20 protein-coding genes are annotated in these 19,423 nt (G+C 66.8%); 6 read left to right on the top strand and 14 right to left on the bottom strand.

From position 1 onward, the window contains the following. Positions 1–59: 59 nt before the first annotated feature. From HZI36_RS05970 to HZI36_RS06005, 8 genes are all read right to left on the bottom strand, one after another. On the bottom strand, positions 60–509 hold the full coding sequence (locus tag HZI36_RS05970) for a VOC family protein (RefSeq protein ID WP_179401704.1): 450 nt from the start codon (positions 507–509) through the stop codon (positions 60–62). Positions 510–659: 150 nt separating this feature from the next. Then, a complete protein-coding gene (locus HZI36_RS05975; RefSeq protein WP_179401705.1) occupies positions 660–1,292 on the bottom strand; it encodes a LysE family translocator in 633 nt (210 codons plus the stop codon). 8 nt (positions 1,293–1,300) lie between these two features. Beyond that, positions 1,301–1,666 (bottom strand): YqcI/YcgG family protein, encoded by a 366-nt coding sequence (locus tag HZI36_RS05980; RefSeq protein ID WP_218883679.1) that lies wholly within the window; start codon positions 1,664–1,666, stop codon positions 1,301–1,303. Positions 1,667–1,959: 293 nt separating this feature from the next. Beyond that, on the bottom strand, positions 1,960–2,916 hold the full coding sequence (tal, locus tag HZI36_RS05985) for a transaldolase (protein WP_179401707.1): 957 nt from the start codon (positions 2,914–2,916) through the stop codon (positions 1,960–1,962). A 142-nt stretch (positions 2,917–3,058) separates the two neighbouring features. Continuing rightward, positions 3,059–4,267, bottom strand: a complete 1,209-nt coding sequence (locus HZI36_RS05990) for a benzoate/H(+) symporter BenE family transporter (RefSeq protein ID WP_179401708.1) — start codon at positions 4,265–4,267, stop codon at positions 3,059–3,061. A 40-nt stretch (positions 4,268–4,307) separates the two neighbouring features. After that, positions 4,308–5,483 carry a vWA domain-containing protein gene (locus tag HZI36_RS05995; protein ID WP_179401709.1) on the bottom strand — a complete coding sequence of 392 codons (1,176 nt, stop codon included), beginning with the start codon at positions 5,481–5,483 and terminating at the stop codon, positions 4,308–4,310. A 31-nt stretch (positions 5,484–5,514) separates the two neighbouring features. After that, positions 5,515–6,102 (bottom strand): GNAT family N-acetyltransferase, encoded by a 588-nt coding sequence (locus HZI36_RS06000; RefSeq protein WP_179401710.1) that lies wholly within the window; start codon positions 6,100–6,102, stop codon positions 5,515–5,517. A gap of 35 nt (positions 6,103–6,137) precedes the next feature. Then, a complete protein-coding gene (locus tag HZI36_RS06005; protein WP_179401711.1) occupies positions 6,138–6,980 on the bottom strand; it encodes an AAA family ATPase in 843 nt (280 codons plus the stop codon). A gap of 244 nt (positions 6,981–7,224) precedes the next feature. On the opposite strand from HZI36_RS06005, the gene HZI36_RS06010 reads away from it, so the two are divergent. Together HZI36_RS06010 and HZI36_RS06015 are read left to right on the top strand one after the other, a co-directional pair. After that, a complete protein-coding gene (locus HZI36_RS06010; protein WP_179401712.1) occupies positions 7,225–7,584 on the top strand; it encodes a c-type cytochrome in 360 nt (119 codons plus the stop codon). Positions 7,585–7,626: 42 nt separating this feature from the next. Further along, on the top strand, positions 7,627–7,986 hold the full coding sequence (locus HZI36_RS06015) for a c-type cytochrome (RefSeq protein ID WP_179401713.1): 360 nt from the start codon (positions 7,627–7,629) through the stop codon (positions 7,984–7,986). A gap of 120 nt (positions 7,987–8,106) precedes the next feature. On the opposite strand, the gene HZI36_RS06020 is transcribed toward HZI36_RS06015, so the two are convergent. Further along, positions 8,107–8,907 carry a PaaX family transcriptional regulator gene (locus HZI36_RS06020; protein ID WP_179401714.1) on the bottom strand — a complete coding sequence of 267 codons (801 nt, stop codon included), beginning with the start codon at positions 8,905–8,907 and terminating at the stop codon, positions 8,107–8,109. Between the two features lie 96 nt (positions 8,908–9,003). On the opposite strand from HZI36_RS06020, the gene HZI36_RS06025 reads away from it, so the two are divergent. Beyond that, positions 9,004–9,780: a crotonase/enoyl-CoA hydratase family protein gene (locus HZI36_RS06025; RefSeq protein WP_179401715.1), complete on the top strand. Its 777-nt coding sequence runs from the start codon at positions 9,004–9,006 to the stop codon at positions 9,778–9,780. Positions 9,781–9,831: 51 nt separating this feature from the next. Continuing rightward, complete coding sequence (locus HZI36_RS06030) at positions 9,832–11,388, top strand: class I adenylate-forming enzyme family protein (RefSeq protein WP_179401716.1); 1,557 nt, start codon at positions 9,832–9,834, stop codon at positions 11,386–11,388. Between the two features lie 37 nt (positions 11,389–11,425). On the opposite strand, the gene HZI36_RS06035 is transcribed toward HZI36_RS06030, so the two are convergent. Then, complete coding sequence (locus tag HZI36_RS06035; RefSeq protein WP_179401717.1) at positions 11,426–11,860, bottom strand: DUF1841 family protein; 435 nt, start codon at positions 11,858–11,860, stop codon at positions 11,426–11,428. Positions 11,861–11,985: 125 nt separating this feature from the next. Between HZI36_RS06035 and HZI36_RS06040 the strand changes: the two genes are divergently transcribed. Beyond that, on the top strand, positions 11,986–12,915 hold the full coding sequence (locus tag HZI36_RS06040) for a DMT family transporter (RefSeq protein WP_179401718.1): 930 nt from the start codon (positions 11,986–11,988) through the stop codon (positions 12,913–12,915). A gap of 53 nt (positions 12,916–12,968) precedes the next feature. Here HZI36_RS06040 and nth read toward each other — a convergent pair whose 3' ends face one another. Further along, complete coding sequence (gene nth, locus HZI36_RS06045; protein ID WP_179401719.1) at positions 12,969–13,613, bottom strand: endonuclease III; 645 nt, start codon at positions 13,611–13,613, stop codon at positions 12,969–12,971. Positions 13,614–13,615: 2 nt separating this feature from the next. After that, positions 13,616–14,659 carry an electron transport complex subunit RsxB gene (rsxB, locus tag HZI36_RS06050; RefSeq protein WP_179401720.1) on the bottom strand — a complete coding sequence of 348 codons (1,044 nt, stop codon included), beginning with the start codon at positions 14,657–14,659 and terminating at the stop codon, positions 13,616–13,618. A gap of 152 nt (positions 14,660–14,811) precedes the next feature. Here rsxB and HZI36_RS06055 point away from each other — a divergent pair, with 152 nt between their 5' ends. Then, the gene (locus HZI36_RS06055; protein ID WP_179401721.1) at positions 14,812–15,444 is read left to right on the top strand and encodes a TetR/AcrR family transcriptional regulator; all 633 of its coding nucleotides are present in this window, start codon (positions 14,812–14,814) and stop codon (positions 15,442–15,444) included. Positions 15,445–15,635: 191 nt separating this feature from the next. On the opposite strand, the gene HZI36_RS06060 is transcribed toward HZI36_RS06055, so the two are convergent. Beyond that, positions 15,636–17,168: a polyhydroxyalkanoate depolymerase gene (locus HZI36_RS06060; protein WP_179401722.1), complete on the bottom strand. Its 1,533-nt coding sequence runs from the start codon at positions 17,166–17,168 to the stop codon at positions 15,636–15,638. Positions 17,169–17,367: 199 nt separating this feature from the next. Further along, positions 17,368–19,200 (bottom strand): glycoside hydrolase family 15 protein, encoded by a 1,833-nt coding sequence (locus HZI36_RS06065; protein WP_179401723.1) that lies wholly within the window; start codon positions 19,198–19,200, stop codon positions 17,368–17,370. Positions 19,201–19,423: the final 223 nt, after the last annotated feature.

The raw sequence follows: 19,423 nt of genomic DNA on the forward strand, positions 1-19,423 counted from the left end.
CAAGGTGGCGGGCGTTTTTTATCGCCGCGCGAAAGCGCGGCTATCGTGTTACTGCGGCGTTACTGCGCGCGCTCCGCGAGCTCGTCGCGCTGCGACAGATCCTCGACGTTGATCATCCAGTGCACGCCGAAGCGATCTTTCAGCATCCCGAAGCCGAGCGCCCAGAAGGTCTTCTGGAACGGCATCGTCACTTCGCCGCCGTCGGAGAGGGCATCGAACAGCTTCTTGCCTTCGTCGACGGTCGCCGGGCTCAGCGACAGCGCGTAGCCGCTGTGCGTGCCGGCCGGCTGGCTGCAGTCGCCGTCCGAGCACATCATCACCGAATCGCCGATCGTGAAACTCGCGTGCATGACCTTGTCCGCCATCTCGGGCGTGATCGGGTGATCGGGGTTCGGCGGCGCGTCCTTGAAGTGCATTTTGAACATCGTCTTCGCTCCGAGCGCCTTCTCGTAGAACTGAAGGGCAGCCTCGGCCTGGCCGTAGAAGGTCAGGTACGGTTGAACTTGCATCGTCATCTCCTTGGACTGGGACGAACGCGCCCGGAAGCGGCCGGCGCGCCCGTGTCGTGGATTGTAGTGCGCGATTCTGACGGTTCGGAGAAAAAAGAAAGTCGAGCGAAGGGGATACCGGGGCAGGATCATTTGCGTCGCCGCGGGGCATCACCCGATTGATCGAAGCAGTGAAGCCACGGTCATGACGATGCCGCCCGTCGCAATGACGATGAGCAGCGCGCCGGAAATGCGAAGCATCGTTTGATGAACCGATGGTTTCAGCAGCTTGCTCACCAGCAGGAAGACGAGCATCAGCGTGGCGAAATCGAGAATGACCCAGAGCACCGTGAGCAGCGCGAGGCTTGCGTTGGTATCACTGGTGATGCCGATGAACTGCGGGAAGAACGATGCGAAAAAGATGATGTCCTTCGGATTCGAGATCGCCATCACGAATCCTTTCGAGAATCCCCCGACGCGCGGCTGAATCGCGGCATGGCCGTCATCCGTCGAGCGTGATGTGCGCAACATGTCCCAGCCGATGTAGGCGATGTAGCACGCTCCAGCGAGTTTCACGATGTCGAACGCCGTCTCGTCGACGGCAAAGAGCCCTTTCACCACGAGAGCCGATAGAAGGATCAACACAAGGGAAGCGGCATTCGTTCCGAAGATCGTCCTCAGTGCTTTCGCCGGGCCGCCGGCAAGTCCCGCTCCAGCGACCAGAACGGCCACCGGACCGGGAACGGCGATCGCGGTAATGGTCGTCACCACGTAGAGCACGAGAATATTGAAGTTAATGGTCATACGTGTCCTTATTCGAAGCGATTTTTTCTAAACGGACAGCGAGCGGGCTTTTCGATACCCTCTTCATGTAACTGATATTGTTGCCATTCCCGGTTGTCAGCGTCGCCATAAAATCCGAGCTCCGGCGGTAATAGGCCACCGTTGAATTCGGCTATGCGCGATCTGATTCGCTCGCGAACAAGGCGCCCGCTTCGGGTATGGACACTTGCCACTGCGTCGAAGTTCTCACGAGGATTGATGACGAGGGTAAGGTGGCGACCGAGGTTGCGGCTGCGCAGGATCTTGTGATCGGCGGAACTTATGTTGACGAAGAGCTGGATCCCGTTAAAGCAGAAACTCCACTCGTGATTCTTGTCTACAACAGATCCGTCCATAAAGCGGATTCTGCTGTTCCCTCGGGCTGAACAGTGAAGCGCGATTCTGCATCCGATGCTCCTTTTTTTGAATTTTTCCGAATATACGTCGGAAAGCATCGGACTGTGCAATTGCGCTCAATTTTTAGGCATTTTCTTATGTGTAATAGCGTCGCATGCCCAAGCGAGCACCCATCCTATATTCGGGAATTCTCATCTCAATATGGGGACACGGAACCCGATGACCAAATAAAAGGCCGCGAACATACAGTCCGCGGCCCCACTATAACGCTTTGCCGCCAGTGATCGACGAATCAACCGCGCAGCGCGTCGATCATCTTCTCGAGCTTCACCGCGTCGGCGGCGAACAGGCGAATCCCTTCGGCAAGCTTCTCGGTCGCCATCGCGTCGTCGTTGAGCTGGAAGCGGAACGACGCCTCGTCGGTCGCGACGCGCGCTTTTGGCGCATCATCGAGCGCCTCCGGCGACAGCTTGCGCGCGACGGCTTCATTGCTGTCCTGCAGCTTCTGCAGCAAATCGGGACTGATGGTGAGCAGGTCGCAACCGGCGAGCTCGGTGATCTGGCTCGTCGTGCGGAAGCTCGCGCCCATCACTTCGGTGTCGTGGCCGAACGTCTTGTAGTACGTGTAGATGCGGCGCACCGACTGCACGCCCGGATCGTTCGCGCCGCCGTTCTTCACTTCGTCCCACTCGGCGCCGGCCTGCTTCTTGTACCAGTCGTAGATGCGGCCGACGAACGGCGAGATCAGCTGCGCGCCCGCTTCCGCGCACGCGGCCGCCTGCACGAGCGAGAACAGCAGCGTCATGTTGCACTTGATCCCTTCCTTCTGCAGGATCTCGGCCGCGCGCACGCCTTCCCACGTCGACGCGAGCTTGATCAGGATCCGCTCGCGGCCGATGCCGGCGGCTTCGTACAGGCGGATGATCTCGTGCGCCTTGTCGACCGAGCGCTGCGTGTCGAACGACAGGCGCGCGTCGACCTCGGTCGACACGCGGCCCGGGATCAGCTTCAGAATTTCGGTGCCGAACGCGATCAGCAGGCGGTCGATGATGTGGCCGGTGGGCTCGTCGCGATGATCGCGGACCGTCTGCTCGAGGATCGGCTTGTACGCGTCCTTCTGCACCGCCTTCAGGATCAGCGACGGGTTCGTGGTCGCGTCCCGCGGCTTGTACTGCGCGATCTGCTGGAAATCGCCGGTGTCGGCGACGACGGTCGTGTACTGCTTCAGCTGGTCGAGTGCGGTAGTCATGGCGAGTCGGGAAGAGGGCGCAGCGCGCCGGAGTCCTCAAAGTGCCGCGCGAAACGCGGCGGCGTAGTGGAGTAGCAAAGCGAAGCGGCGCGCGCGGCGCCGCTGCCGACACCGCTATTCTAGGCCCGAATCGTGACGCGCATCATGTGGGCCGGCGCGCGTTCAGGATCACCTGCGTGACGATGCCGGCGACGAGCCCCCAGAACGCGGAGCCGATCGACAGCAGCGTGAGCCCGGACGCGGTCACCATGAACGTGACGAGCGCCGCTTCGCGCTGCCGCACGTCGGCCATCGCGTTCGCGAGGCCGCTCATGATCGAGCCGAACAGCGCGAGCGCGGCGACCGACACGACGAGCGCCTTCGGGAATGCGGCGAAGAGGGCGGCGATCGTCGCGCCGAACGTGCCGGCGATCAGGTAGAACGTGCCGCACCAGACCGCGGCCGTGTAGCGCTTCGCGCGATCCTCGTGCGCTTCGGGGCCGGTGCAGATCGCGGCGGTGATCGCCGCGAGGTTGATCCCGTGCGAGCCGAACGGCGCGAGCACGACCGACGCGAGGCCGGTCGTCGCGACGAGCGGCGACGACGGCGTCTGGTAGCCGTCCGCGCGCAGCACCGCGATGCCGGGCACGTTCTGCGACGCCATCGCGACGACGAAGAGCGGAATTCCGATGCTGACGATCGACGCGATCGAGAATGCGGGCATCGTGAACACCGGCTTCGCGAGCGCGACGTGGAAGTGGCTGAAATCGAGCAGGCCGAGCGCGCTCGCGACCGCGGTGCCGGCGACGAGCGTCATTGGAATCGCGTAGCGCGGTGCCGCGCGCTTCACGATCAGGTACGTGAAGAACATCGCGAGCACGAGCGCGGTCTGGTGCTGCGCGGCGCGAAAGATCTCGATGCCGATCTCGAACAGGATGCCGGCGAGCAGCGCGGCCGCGATGCCGGCGGGGATCTTGCGCATCAGCGTGTCGAACAGGCCGCTGACGCCGACCGCGGCGAGCAGCAGCGCGCAGACGACGAACGCGCCGATCGCCTCCGGATACGGCACGCCGGGCAGCGACGAGATCAACAGCGCCGCGCCGGGCGTGGACCATGCGATCACGATCGGCGCGCGATAGCGCAGCGACAGCCCGATCGTCGTCAGCGCCATCCCGATCGACAGCGCCCAGATCCACGACGAGATCTGCGCGTCGGACAGATGCGCGGCGCGGCCGGCCTGGAACATCAGTACGAGCGAGCTCGTGTAGCCGGTCATCATCGCGACGAAGCCCGCGACCATCGCCGACACCGACGAATCCGCGAGGAAGCGGCCGCGTGCGCGGCCCGCGCTCGCGGTGGACGGCTGATTCATGCGTCTCTCTCTCTCCGTGACGGACCGCGGCCGCGGCCCTTTATTTGCTGAGCGTGCGCATCGCGGCCTCGAGGCCCGCGATGGTGAGCGGATACATGCGCTGGCCGAGCAGGTCGCGGATCACCGCGATCGACTGCCGGTATTCCCACAGCCGCTCGGGCTCGGGGTTCAGCCACACGTGATGCGGAAACTGATCGGCGAGGCGGCGCAACCAGACCGCGCCGGCTTCCTCGTTGTTGTACTCGACGGAGCCGCCGGGCTGCAGCACCTCGTACGGGCTCATCGTCGCGTCGCCGACGAAGATCAGCTTGTAGTCGGGCGTGAACTTGTGCAGCAGGTCGAACGTCGCGGTGCGCTCCGCGTGGCGGCGGCGGTTGTGCTTCCATAGATGGTCGTACACGCAGTTGTGGAAGTAGTAGAACTCGAGATGCTTGAACTCGGCCTTCGCGGCCGAGAACAGCTCCTCGGTGCGCTTGATGTGATCGTCCATCGAGCCGCCGACGTCGAGCAGCATCAGCACCTTCACGTTGTTGTGCCGCTCGGGCACCATCCGCAGGTCGAGCCAGCCCGCGTTCGCGGCGGTGCTGCGGATCGTGCCGGGCAGGTCGAGCTCCTCGGCCGCGCCTTCGCGCGCGAAGCGGCGCAGCCGCCGCAGCGCGACCTTGATGTTGCGCGTGCCGATCTCGACCGAGTCGTCGTAGTCGCGATACGCGCGTTCCTCCCACACCTTGACCGCGGTGCGGTTGCCGGCCGACGGCCCGCCGATGCGGATCCCTTCCGGGTTGTAGCCGCCGTGCCCGAACGGCGACGTGCCGCCGGTGCCGATCCACTTGTTGCCGCCTTCGTGGCGCTCCTTCTGCTCGTCGAGCAGCTCCTTCAGGCGCGCCATCAGCTTGTCGAGCCCGCCCATCGCGTCGATCTGCGCCCGTTCCTCGGGCGTCAGCTCGCGTTGCAGGCGCTTTTCGAGCCAGTCGAGCGGGATGTCGAACGCGTCGGTCGGCAGCGTCGACACACCGTGGAAGTACGCGCCGAACGTGCGGTCGAACTTGTCGAAGTACTGCTCGTCCTTCACGAGCGTCATGCGCGCGAGGAAGTAGAAATCGTCGATCGACGGCACGATCAGGCCCGCCTTCAGCGATTCGAGCAGCGTCAGGTATTCCTTGACCGAAACGGGCAGCTTCGCGGCGCGCAGCGCGTAGAAGAAGTTGAGCAGCATGGCCGGGCCTTCGCGTTTTGGCGCGCGCGTTTCAGCGCGCGAGCTTCAGTTGCAGGTTCGCGCGCACCGCGGGCCACTCGGAAGGCAGGATCGAGAACACGACCGTGTCGCGCAGCTCGCCTTCGCGGCCGACCTGGTGGTTGCGCAGGATGCCGTCCTGCTTCGCGCCGAGCCGCGCGATCGCCGTGCGCGACGCGTGGTTCATGAAATGCGTGCGGAACTCGACCGCGATCGCGCGGAGGTGCTCGAACGCGTGGCCGAGCAGCAGCAGCTTCGCTTCGGTGTTCAGCGCCGAGCGCTGCACGCGCGCCGCATAGAACGTCGTGCCGATCTCGAGCCGGTGGTTGCGCTCGTCGACGTTCATGTAGCGCGTCGAGCCGACGATGTCGCCCGCCGCGTCGCGCACGACGAACGGGCACCAGCCCTGCTCGTCGCGCTGCCTGAGCGCGGTTTCGACGTACGCGCGCTCCTCGCCGGGCGCGGGCACCGACGTATACCAGAGCTTCCACAGCTCGCCGTCGGCGGCGGCCGCGGCGATGCCCGGCGTGTGGTCGAGCGTCAGCGGCTCGAGGCGGACGTGGCGGCCTTCGAGCGTCACGGGTTCGATCCAGCGGGGCATGGGCGTGTCTCCTCGGTGCGCGGCGTGCGCGGCGCTCAGCGGTTGTGGCGGTTCATGTAGACGAGCCGCTCGAACAGCGCGAGATCCTGCTCGTTCTTCAGCAGCGCGCCGGCGAGCGGCGGGACGATCTGCTTGCGGTCCGGGCCGTGCAGCGCTTCCGGCGGGATGTTCTCGGCGAGCAGCAGCTTCAGCCAGTCGAGCAGTTCCGACGTCGACGGCTTCTTCTTCAGGCCCGACACGCCGCGCAGTTCGAAAAAGCTGCCGAGCGCGGCCTGCAGCAGTTCCTCGCGGATGTTCGGAAAGTGGACCGCGACGATCTTCTGCATCGTCGACGCGTCCGGGAACTGGATGTAGTGGAAGAAGCAGCGGCGCAGGAACGCGTCGGGCAGCTCCTTCTCGTTGTTCGACGTGATGATCACGAGCGGGCGGTGCTTCGCGCGGATCGTCTCGCGCGTCTCGTACACGTGGAATTCCATCCGGTCGAGCTCGCGCAGCAGGTCGTTCGGGAACTCGATGTCGGCCTTGTCGATCTCGTCGATCAGCAGCACGGACGGCTCGTCGGCGTCGAACGCCTGCCACAGCACGCCCTTCACGATGTAGTTCGCGATGTCCTTCACGCGCGCGTCGCCGAGCTGCGAGTCGCGCAGCCGCGACACCGCGTCGTACTCGTACAGGCCCTGCTGGGCCTTCGTCGTCGACTTGATGTGCCATTGCAGCAGCGGCATCCCGAGCGCCGCGGCGACTTCCTCCGCGAGCATCGTCTTGCCGGTGCCCGGTTCGCCCTTGATCAGGAGCGGGCGTTGCAGCGTCAGCGCGGCGTTGACCGCGAGCTTCAGATCGTCGGTGGCGACGTAGTGCGAGGACCCTTCGAAACGCATGGCGGCGGCGCTCTCTTATCGCGAAAAAATCCCAGTATAAGTCAGAAGCGGTGGCGGGTTCGCGCGGGGGCACGTATCGTGGCGAGGCTGCGCGGCGGATGGGGTGGACGAATATGGACGCGTTCCCCGCCGGCGCGGTACAATCGGCCCGTTTTTTTGGCCTGCGTGGCGATCCGGTAAGCAAAACGGCGCGGGCCGTTGCCGCTTTGGCGCCAGTTTCCCCTCAAGCTAGGTTACAAGAGCTATGAACAAATTCGTCGGCAAACACGTCGTTGTCGCAGCGCTCGTGGCGCTCGCGGGCAGCGCGCAGGCGGCCGGTGTGGTCGGCAATCCGAAGGACGGGGCGGGCAAGGCCGCGATGTGCATCGGCTGCCACGGCATCGATGGCTACCGCGCGGCTTATCCGGAGGTCTACCGGGTGCCCATCCTCGGCGGCCAGAACCAGCAATATCTCGAAAACGCGCTGCAAGCCTACCGCAAGAAGGATCGTCACTTCCCGTCGATGAACGCGGTCGCCGGATCGCTGACCGACCAGGACATCGCCGATCTCGCGGCCTATTACGCCGCGCAGAAGCCGGACTCGAAGGACAATCCTTACAAGTAAGCGTCCGCACGAACGGATCTCATACGCGGGACAGGAGCACTCATGAACAACGTATTCAAGACGGCGGCGGCAGTCGCGTTCGCGGCCGGCCTCGCGATCGGCACCGCGCACGCTGCGGACGTCGGCAACGGCAAGAATCTCGTCGAAGCGCACAACTGCGCGGCCTGCCACGGCGCGGGCCTGAACAAGCCGATCAACGCCGAGTATCCGCGCCTCGCGGGCCAGCACGCCGACTACCTGGTCTGGGCGCTGCGCCAATACCAGATGGGCCTCACGAATCCGCTGCTCGGTCGCAACAACGCGATCATGCAGGCGCAGGTGCAGAGCCTGTCGGTCGCGGACATGAAGGACATCGCCGCGTACATCGAGACGCTGCAGGGCGATCTGGTTTTCAAGAAGTAAGTCCGCGCACGTTCGACGGCCCGACGCGGGCCGCGCAGCATCCGATACCTCGCCGGCGGCGGGGTATTTTTTTGGTCCGGCATCGCGTGCGCATGAGCGGACTGGACCGGCGCCCCCGTCCTAATCGACACTCGCCAGCCATTCCCGCCAAAGCTGCCGCGCCTGATTCTGGTAGCGCAGGGTGGCGGCAACCAGCATTCGCCGGTGCTCCGCCGCCATCAGATCCACGGGCAGCAACGGGTCTCGCAGGATGATGCCGATCGCCTCGCGGCCGAGCAGCAGCGATTCTCGCAGCGCACCGTTTCCCGCGGAATTCGACAGGAATGCGCGGCGCGCGTCGAGGTGCCGTGCAAGGGCGTCATACTTCCGCTCGAGGTGCCCGATTTCCCAAAGCGAAGCGGCCCGTTCGAGCTGTGCGTCGCTGAATTCCGTCACGCAAAACACGTGCGCCAGCCGGGACAGTCCCAACTCGGCGAGCTGAAGTCTCAGCGCCGCCACGCCCCCGGACAAATTATCCGGTCTCAAGTGCAGTCCGGGCTGAAACTCGGCGAATCCTCGCAGCTTGAGCGCCAGGCTATGGTGTCGCCATGCGGTCTTGTCCGACCGAGGCACCGCGGTGTCGTGAACCGCGACCCAAAGTCCGCGCCAATGGACCATCTGGCGCTCCCGATTGCGCCAGTCCTCCACGTCCCGCATCAGCGGGCCCGCATTCGGGTCGATCTCGTATCGGCCGCGCCCCGCCTGACGCACTTTTCCCTGGCGACAGAGGCGTGTCAGCGCGACCCGGATCGCTATCTCGCCCACCTGCATGATCTCGCCCGCCAGGCAAAGCGAGCGAACCGACAGCGCCCCGCCCGGGATCAGCAGATCGAGCACGAATTCCGGCGCCTTGAGCGGCTCGGTCTGAATATTACGCGTCATGTCTGCGGTTGCGTAACAATGAAATGTTGCCTAGTCTCGCTCGATATCGGACGGCGTGCAATGGCTCGCGCCGTGCGCCATTTCCTGGAGGAGACGATGGAAGCGATCACGTTTGAGATCGATGGTCCCATCTGCACGATCACGATCAATCGGCCCGAGCGAAGAAATGCAGTGGATGGGCCCACCGCGCTGCAACTGCGGCAAGCCTTTCTCAGGTTCGAGGCGGACAGCGCGCTGAGCGTCGCCATTCTGACCGGCGCGGGCGGCAATTTCTGTGCGGGTGCGGACCTGAAGGCGGTGGGTGATCCCGCGTTGAGTAACGAGATCGATGAGAAGGGAACGGGCCTGGGACCCATGGGGCCGAGTCGTATGGCGCTATCCAAGCCGCTTATCGCCGCGGTCAGCGGCTATGCGGTCGCGGGCGGCCTGGAGCTGGCGCTGCTGGCGGATATCCGGGTGGCGGAAGAGGATGCGGTTTTCGGGGTCTTCTGCCGGCGTTGGGGCGTTCCGCTGATCGATGGCGGTACGGTCAGACTGCCACGCATCGTCGGCATGGGACATGCGCTGGACATGATCCTGACCGGGCGGCCCGTGACGGCATCGGAAGCCAAGGCAATGGGGCTGGCCAACTATCTGGCGCCGAACGGCGAGGGGTTGGCCCATGCGACACGCATTGCTCGTCAGATTGCCCAGTTCCCTCAGCAGTGCATGCTGACGGATCGGCGCTCGGCTTATGAGCAGTGGGATCTGCCGCTGGCGCAAGCGTTGATCCAGGAGGGCGCGCGCGGCACCCCCATCGTATTCGCGGAAGGCGTGTCCGGCGCTGCGCGCTTCAGCGGCGGGGAAGGGCGGCACGGAAAATTCTCCGAGTAGATCGCCCGAGCGGCGACCCGGAGCCTATCGAGACATCCAGGAGACAACAACATGAATCAGGCGATCCATGCCGGGCAACCAGGCCGCGGGCCGACCTATCGCGAGCTGATTCGGCGCGGCGCGGCTCAGCACGGCGAACGCATTGCCGTCGAGTTCGGCGAACAGCAGATGTCATTCCGTGAGGTCGACGAACTGAGCAGCCGGATCGCGCATGCGTTGCTGGACATCGCTGCGCAGCGAACGCGCATCGGCATCCTGTTGAACAACAGTCTGCTGAGCGTGCCGATGGACTTCGGTACCGTCAAGGCAGGCATGAATCGCGTCCCTTTGAACGCTCGTCTGTCCCTTCATGAGCATCGGCGCATGCTGGAGGACACCGGGTGCCGGCATCTGTTCTTCGGGCAGGATCTGGCGGAGCGGGCTTCAGCGCTGCAAAAGGAGATGCCGGAGCTGAACTGCTTCGGCGTGGGGGTCACGCTGGACAACGCCCCGGATCTGCTGGAGCTGGCCCGGCATCGCGACGTGCTGGCGCCGGACATCACGATTCTGCCCGACGATGTCGTGCTGACGTTGTTCACGTCGGGAACGACGGGCACGTTGAAGGCCGCCATGCACACGCATGCGTCCTACGCCGCGATCTGCCGTAACGTCCTGCTGAACCTGCTGCCGGCGACACAGGACGACGCGATGCTCCATGCGGCGTCGTTGATTCATGCGAGCGGCGTCTTCGTTCTGCCGCTCTGGCTGCGAGGCGGGCGAACGGTCATCCTGCCCGGGTTCGAACCGGCGCAGTTCCTGCAAGCCATTGCCGATCATCGTGTCACGGCGATCAATCTGGTTCCGACGATGATCCAGATGCTGCTCGATGACCCGCACGTCACCCGGGCCGACGTTGCATCGCTGAAGTACGTCATCTACGGCGCTTCGCCGATGCCGAGACCGGTCATCGAACGGGCGATGGCCCTGTGGGGGCAGCATCGGTTCTGGCAATACTACGGGCAGACGGAAGTCCCCCTTTGCCTTGCCGTGCTTCGCCCGGAGCATCACACCGAAGCGACCCTGGACGCGTGCGGCCAGCCGGCCGTCGACGTTGAAATCCGGCTGGTCGACGAGGCCGGGAATGACGTGCCGGCCGGCACGCCCGGCGAGATTACCGTGCGGGCCCCGTCCGCTGTCGCGGGGTACCACGATGCCGCCGCCTTGACCGGCGAAACCTTCGTCGGCGACGGCTGGGTCCGTACGCGCGACATTGGCGTGTTCGACGAGAAAGGATTCCTGCGGCTGAAAGACAGAACGTCCGACATGGTCATCAGTGGCGGGTATAACGTGTACCCGAGCGAGGTCGAGAACGTGCTGATGACCCATCCGTCAGTCCTGGAGTGCGCCGTGATCGGGCTCCCGGATCCGAAATGGGTCGAGATTGTCGCGGCCGTCGTGGTGCTGCGCAACGAGCAGTGCGTCAGCGAACAGGCGTTGATCGACCATGTGGCGCAACGACTTGCGTCGTACAAGCGACCTCGGCGCATCTTCTTTGCGGACAGCATCCCCAAGACAGCCGTCGGAAAGCTGAACCGCAAGGCAGTCCGAACGCGCTATCGCTCGGCATGACTGAATGTCCGGCCCGCCGTCGCGCGGCGCGGCCGGATCAGTCGCGCGACGCGCGGCGCAGGATCCGCGCGAGGTAAGCGTCCGAATCGGGCGGCGTGTTCGTGCGCTGCGCGTCCCAGATCGTCTCGCCGAGGCATTCCATGATCGCGTGCTGCGCGTCGTGCGTGGAGTTCAGCCGCGCGGCGAGCTTGTCGTGCGCGGCGCGGATGCCGGGCGGCTGGTCGATCGACAACTGCTCGCTGATCGCGAGGTGCATCGACAGATGCAGGAACGGGTTCGTGCGGCCGTCCTCGGGCGCGTACTCGCGCGCGGCCGCGCCGGTCGTGTCGTCGAGGTCGGCGTGGTATTCGGGATGCTCGACGATCCAGTCGGCGGCGATCGCCTCGAGCGGAGTCAGGATTTCGCCCGCGCGCTGCTTGCGCCGGGTATCGATGAAAAAGCGACGCACTTCGTCGCGGCTCGGATTGAACATGATGGGGACGTCTGAAGTCGGGCGGCGTCGTGCCGCGTCGCGCGCATTGTACGCCCGCTCGGCCCGCGCCGCTCGGCACCCGCCGCCGCTATACTCGACGTTCCCCTTTTTCCCGGCGTCGCGCGATGCCCTCGCTTGCTCGTTCCTCGTCCGCCGCCGCGCAGGGCGCACTCTGCGTCGCGCTGTCCGCCGTCGCGTTCGGCGCGATGCCGATCTTCGGCCGCTACGCGTATGCGGGCGGCGTCGACGTGCTCGGCCTGCTGATCGTCCGGTTCGCGATCGGCGGCGCGCTGCTCGCCGCGATCGCGCGCCGCCGCGGCGTCGCGTGGCCGCGCGGCCGCGCGCTGTGGCCGCTCGTCGCGATGGGCGCGCTGGGCTACGTCGGGCAGTCGTTCTGCTATTTCAGCGCGCTGCGGCACGCGCAGGCGAGCCTCGTCGCGCTGCTGCTCTACCTGTATCCGGCGTTCGTCACGCTGCTCGCCGCGTGGCGGCTCGGCGAGCGGCTGACGCGCGTGAAGAGCGTCGCGCTCGCGCTGTGCGTCGCCGGCTCCGCGCTGATGGTCGGCGGCGGGCACGGCGAGCCGCTCGGCATCGGCCTCGCGCTCGCCGCCGCGCTGATCTACTCGGTGTACATCGTCGCGGGCACGAAGGCGACGCACGGCGTGGATCCGCTCGCGTCGACCGCGATCATCTGCGTTTCCGCGACCGCGGCGCTCGTGCTGCTCGCGCTCGCGCGCACCGCCGCGCTCGGCGAGCCGCCGCGCTGGCCCGCGACCGCGGGTGGCTGGGCCGCGATGCTCGGGATCGCGCTCGTGTCGACGGTCGCCGCGATGCTCGCGTTCTTCGCCGGCCTCGCGCGGCTCGGCGCCGCGCGCACCGCGATGCTGTCGACGCTCGAGCCGGTCGTGACCGTCGCGCTCGCGGCGATGCTGTTCGGGGAGGCGCTGTCGCCGATGCAATGGGCGGGCGGCGTCGCGATCCTCGCGGCCGTGCTGTGGCTCGTGCGCGCGGGCGGGGCGGCCGACGACGCGGCGACCGCGACGTCGAATGCGTGACGGCGAACTTTCGCGCGCATCGGCGGCGGTTCGCGCGCCGCGTGCGCCGCGACTCAAAGTTCCGGCGCGGGCGTCTTCGGCCTGAATTCGCAGAGCGGCTCGATCGCGCAGTGCCAGCACTCGGGGCGGCGCGCCTTGCACACGTAGCGGCCGTGCAGGATCAGCCAGTGATGCGCGTCGTGCCGGAACTCGGCCGGCGTGAACTTCTCGAGCGCGGCCTCGACCGCGCGCACGTCCTTGCCGGGCGCGAGCCCGGTGCGGTTCGCGACGCGGAAGATATGCGTGTCGACCGCGATCGTCGGATGCCCGAACGCGGTGTTCAGCACGACGTTCGCGGTCTTGCGGCCGACACCGGGCAGGCTCTCGAGCGCTTCGCGATCGGCCGGCACGTCGCCGCCGAACTGGTCGAGCAGGATCCGGCACGTCGCGACGACGTTCTTCGCCTTCGTCCGGTACAGGCCGATCGTCTTGATGTAATCCGCGACGCCTTCCTCGCCGAGCGCGACGATCTGCTGCGGCGTGTTCGCGACCGGGAACATCCGGCGCATCGCCTTGTTGACCGACACGTCGGTCGCCTGCGCGGACAGCATCACAGCGATCAGCAGTTCGAACGGGCTCGAGTATTCGAGCTCGGTGGTCGGATGCGGATTCAGGCTCTGTAGCGTTTCGTAGATCGCGCGTCGTTTGCTGGCGTTCATCGTCAGGTTTGGTCGGGCGGCGCGGACGGGCCACCGCTGTCGTCGTGGTCGTTCTTGCCGCTGTCGCTGTCGCTGTCGCTGTCGCTGCCGCGTTCGCCGTCGCCGCTCGCGGGCGCGCCGCCGGATTCGGCCTGCTCCCGCGCGCGCTGCTCGGCGAGCCGCTTGCGGCGCGCTTCCGCCGCGTCGATCTGCGCCTGGACCGCGGCGCTGACGCCGTCCGTGTTCTTCGGCGCGCTGCCCTGCGCGGCGAGCGCCTCCTTCTTCTGGCGCGCGCGCTCGAGCGCGGCGGCGATGATCGCGCGTTTCTTCGCGTCGGCGTCGTCGGCGGGCGATGCGGGCGATGCCGCTGTGGCGCCCGTGGTCGCCTGCGCCGCGCCGGCCGCGCCGGGCGCGCCGGGCGAGCCGGCCGTGCTCGCCGCACGGCGTGCGGCCGCACGCGCCTCGGCCGCGTCGCGCTCGCGGCGCAGGCGCGCGAGACGGCGGTCGTGGCGCTCGCGCGCGGCGTCGGCGTCGGCCTGCGTCCACGCGTCCCAGCCGGTGCGCTCGCCGGTGACGGGCCGCATCTCGATGCAGTCGACCGGACACGGCGGCACGCACAGGTCGCAGCCGGTGCACAGCGACGCGATCACCGTATGCATCTGCTTCGGTGCGCCGGCGATCGCATCGACCGGGCACGCCTGCAGGCACAGCGTGCAGCCGATGCAGAGCTGCTCGTCGATGAATGCGACCGGGCGAGGGCGCTCGACACCGTTGTCGGGATTGATCGGAATCACGGGCTTGCCGAGCAGGCGCGCGACGCGCGCGACACCTTCGGCGCCGCCCGGCGGACACTGGTTGTAGTTCGCGTCGCCGGCGGCGATCGCTTCGGCGTACGGACGGCAGCCGTCGTAGCCGCACTTCGTGCACTGGGTCTGGGGCAGCAGATCTTCGATGCGATCGGCGAGAGTCTTGGAATCGGTCACGATGACGACGGACGATGCGCGCAGCCGCGCGGCTGCGCGGCCGCAACGAGTGGCCAAAGGCGAATTATCGCCGATTTCCCGCATTGCGCTTGAAGGCGCCTGTGCCCCATAATCGAGACGCATTTTTGCAGGGGCTCAGCAGGATGGTCGCCGCATGCGGCGTACCGCTCCAGTGTCGCCGGCGCGGGCAGCGGCGACTGATCGGGATGACGCGGCTCACATAGCAAAACGCCACCATGAATCAGCCGAAAATCAAAAGGGATCCCGAAGGCACGCGCCGCCGCATCCTGCTGGCCGCCGCCGACGAATTCGCGAGTGGGGGCTTGTTCGGCGCGCGCGTGGACCAGATCGCGCGGCGTGCGGAAACCAACGAGCGCATGCTCTATTACTACTTCGGCAGCAAGGAGCAGCTGTTCACCGCGGTGCTCGAGCACGCGCTGTCGGCGCTGACCGAGGCGGAACGCGCGCTCGACCTCGACGGCGCATCGCCCGTCGAGGCGCTCACGCGGCTCGCGCATTTCGTCTGGGACTATTACCGCGATCACCCCGAATTCCTGCGTCTCATCAACAACGAGAATTTGCACGAGGCGCGCTATCTGCAGAAGTCGACGCGAATTCGCGAGATGCTGTCGCCGGTCGTCTCGTTGCTCGGCAACGTGCTCGGGCGCGGGCAGAAGGCCGGACTGTTCCGTACCGACGTCGATCCGCTGCGCTTCTACGTGACGCTGTCGGGGCTCGGTTACTACATCGTGTCGAACCGCTTCACGCTCGCCGCGACGCTCGGCCGTGACTTCAGCGCCGAGGCCGAGCGCGCGGAAATGGTCAAGATGAACACCGAGGTGCTGCTCGCGTATCTGCTGCGGCGCTGACGCGCAACGCCGGGGCTGAAATGAAACGCCCCCACGCTCACTCCGTTCGCTGCCCCCGAGGGGGTGGTCAGCCCTCTTGGGGCGGCCCGGCGAGGTCTGACATGCAAAAACGCCGCCGTGCGAGAGCAGGGCGGCGTTCTTTTTGAGCGGCGTGTCGACCGTGGGGCCGAAGCCGGCCGCGGTCGTCGTCGTCAGGCGACCTTGCGGACGCGGGCCGGCTTCGTGTGCGCGGTGCCGCGCTTCGCGGCCGTGCCCTTCGCGGCGGCACCCGACGGCGCGGCTGCGGCAGCCTTCGCACGCGCGCGCTTCGCGGGCGTCGATTTCACGGCGACCGCTTTCACGGCGACGGACTTCTCGACACCTGCGCGCTCGGCGACCGTCTTCACCGAATCGGCCTGCTGGGCCGAGGCGGAGCCCACGGTCGTGAGCGGCGTCGCCTGCGGCAGGCTGGACGGCTCGATCGCGTCGCCGCGCTTCGGTTCCGGCGAGTGCTCGCGAATGAAATCGCGCAGCTGCGGATAGATGATCGTGCGCCAGCGGCGGCCCGAGAAAATCCCGTAGTGCCCGCATTTCTCGGCGGTCAGGCTGCGGCGCTGATCCTGCGGAATCCCCGTGCACAGCTCGTGCGCGACGTGCGTCTGGCCGCTGCCCGAAATGTCGTCGAGCTCGCCCTCGACCGTCATCAGCGCGGTCTGCGTGATGTCCTGCGGGCGCACGCGCTCGCCGTTCACGTCCCACGTCCCTTCCGCGAGACGGAATTCCTGGAACACGATCCTGATCGTCTCCAGGTAATACTCGGAAGCCATGTCGAGCACCGCGTTGTACTCGTCGTAGAACGCGCGGTGCGCTTCGGCGTCTTCCTCGTCGCCGCGCAGCAGGCTCTGGTAAAAATCCCAGTGCGCCTGCGTGTGACGGTCCGGGTTCATCGCGACGAAGCCCGTGTGCTGCAGGAAGCCCGGATATACCTGACGCCCTTCGCCCGGATAGTTCGCCGGCACCGTGTGGATCACGTTGTTCTCGAACCACGCGAGCGAGTGCTGCGTCGCGAGCGAGTTCACCGCGGTCGGGCTGCGGCGTGCGTCGATCGGGCCGCCCATCATCGTCATCGTGATCGGCGTGTCCTCGCCGCGGCTCGCCAGCAGCGAGATCGCCGCGAGCACCGGCACCGTCGGCTGGCACACCGAGATCACGTGCAGGTTGCGCGCGCCGATGTGGCGGATGAAGTCCTGGATATACGCGATGTAGTCGTCCAGGTGGAACGGGCCGGCTTCGATCGGCACCATCCGCGCGTCGACCCAGTCGGTGATGTAGACCTTGTGGTCCTGCAGCAGCGTGCGCACCGTGTCGCGCAGCAGCGTCGAATGGTGGCCGGACAGCGGCGCGCACACCAGCACGACCGGCTCGTCCTTCATCTGGCTGACCGCTTCCGCGTCGTCGGCGAAGCGCTTGAAGCGCAGCAGGCGGCAGAACGGCTTCTCGACGACCGTCTGCTCGACGATCGGAATGTTGTGGCCGTCCTTGACGATCTGGTGAATCTCGAACTCGGGCTTCTCATAGTCCTTGCCGAGCCGGTACAGCAGTTCGTACGCGGCCGCCATCCGCGGCGCGCCGGGCATCAGCGAGAACGGGCTCGACGGATTCACGAACGTTTTGGACGCGGCCTGGGCCCAGGCCGTCAGCGGGCTCAGCATGGCTCGCTGGAATTCACGCATTTGGTAAAGCATGCTTGCTCCCGCCGGAAAAACGGTGCGCGGAGCATGGTCGCGTGCCGTCGGGGTGAGTTGAGGACAGGCGCTCAGACGGCCTGTGGACTGCGGCGATCATAGCGAACAATGCGTTGTGTTGCAATGCAGCATAGCCCTGATATTTCCTGATAATCCCAAAAATTTTTCGATCCTTGAAACTTTTCGGCGGCGTAGCGCGTCACCTGCCGGCAGCGGCTTCCGCCGGCGCCGGCTGGCCGGTCGCACGCGCCATTTCCTCCTCGTGGTGCATCAGGTTCATCGCGGTGTGGACGAGCGCGACGTGCGAGAACGCCTGTGGGAAGTTCCCGACGAGCCGGCCCGTGATCGGGTCGTACTCCTCGGCGAGCAGCCCGAGGTCGTTCGTCAGCGACAGCAGCCGGTTGAACAGCCGGTGCGCGTCGCCGATGCGGCCGAGCAGCGCGTAGTTGTCGACGAGCCAGAAGCTGCAAGCGAGGAACGTGCCTTCGCCGGGCGGCAGCCCGTCGTCGTAGTCGGTCGTGCGGTAGCGCATCACGAGGCCGTCGTGCAGCAGCTCGCGCTCGATCGCTTCGACGGTGCCGACGATCCGCGGATCGTCGGGCGGCAGAAAGCCGAGCAGCGGCATCAGCAGCACGCTCGCGTCGAGCTCGTCGCTGCCGTAGCTCTGCGCGAACGCCCGCTTCGCCGGGTTCCACGCGTTCGCGCAGACGTCCTCGTGGATCGCGTCGCGCAACCCGCGCCAGCGCTCGAGCGCGCCGGGCAGCCGGAACATCTCGGCCGACTTGATCGCGCGGTCGAACGCGACCCACGCCATCACCTTCGAGAACGTGAAGTGCCGGCGGCCGCCGCGCGTCTCCCAGATCCCTTCGTCGGGCTCCCGCCAGATCTTCTCCAGATGGTCGAGCAGCGTGCACTGCACGGACCAGACCGTGTCGTCCGCCTGCAGCCCGCCGACCCGCGCGAGGTGCAGCGCGGCCATCACCTCGCCGAACACGTCGAGCTGAAGCTGGTGCGCGGCGCCGTTGCCGACCCGCACCGGCTTCGCGCCCTGGTAGCCGGGCAGCCAGTCGAGCTCCATCTCCGGCAGCCGGCGCTCGCCCGCGATGCCATACATGATCTGGATCTGCTCGGGCGAGCCCGCCATCACGCGGCCGAGCCACGTGCGCCACGCGCGCGCCTCGTCGAAATAGCCGCCGCGCATCAGCGCGAGCAGCGTGATCGTCGCGTCGCGCAGCCAGCAGAAGCGGTAGTCCCAGTTGCGCGTGCCGCCGAGCTGCTCGGGCAGCGACGTCGTCGGCGCCGCGACGATCCCGCCCGTCGGCTCGTACGCGAGCGCCTTCAGCGTGATCAGCGAGCGCCGCACCGCGGCCGCGTAGCGGCCCTTGACCTGGCAGCGCGACGACCATTCGAGCCAGTAGTTCTCGGTGCGCGCGAGCATCGAGTGCGGATCGCGCGCGGGCGGCGGGCGCAGGTGCGACGCCGCGTAGCCGAGCGAGAACGGCACGCGCTCGTCCGCGGACACCGTGAATTCCGCGCGCGTGTGCAGGTTCTTGCCGGTCAGCGGCACCGGCGTGCGCAGCACGACGGTGTCCGGCCCCGCGATCGCCTTGATCCCGTCCTCGCGCGCGAGCTGCGTGACCCACGGGATCGAGAAGCCGTAGTCGAAGCGCAGCACGAGATCCATCCGCATCTTCATCGTGCCGCGCCGGCCGACGACGATCCGCACGAGCTCCGACCAGCCGTTGCCGGGCGGCATGAAGTCGACGACGGTGACCGCGCCGTCGGCGCTCTCATAGTCGGTTTCGAGGATCAGCGTGTCGCCGCGATAGCGGCGCGCCGTGTGCGTGACGGCGGCGTCGGCGGCCGGCGCGAGCAGCCAGCGGCCGTGCTCGGGCGTGCCGACGAGCGCCGCGAAACAGGCGCCCGAATCGAAACGGGGCCAGCAGAGCCAGTCGACGGAGCCGTCTTTCGCGATCAGCGCGGCGGTATGGCCGTCGCCGACGAGGGCATAGTCTTCGATCAGGGCGGGCATGGGCGGCAATCCTCGGTGCGTTTCACGATGCGGGCCGCGCGGCCGGGCTTCACGCGCGGCGACGGTGGCCCCCATACTCGGCGCGGCGGCGGGACGCGCAAGCGGCCGGTGTTTCGTCACATCACAACACTCCAGGCGGATCGATGCAAGGAGGAGGTGAGATGCCCGGCGTATCCCGAGGCACGAGTCGTCGACAGGGAACGATCCTTGCTATCCGAGCGTG

Source organism: Burkholderia guangdongensis (assembly GCF_013403875.1).
GTDB lineage: Bacteria > Pseudomonadota > Gammaproteobacteria > Burkholderiales > Burkholderiaceae > Burkholderia > Burkholderia guangdongensis.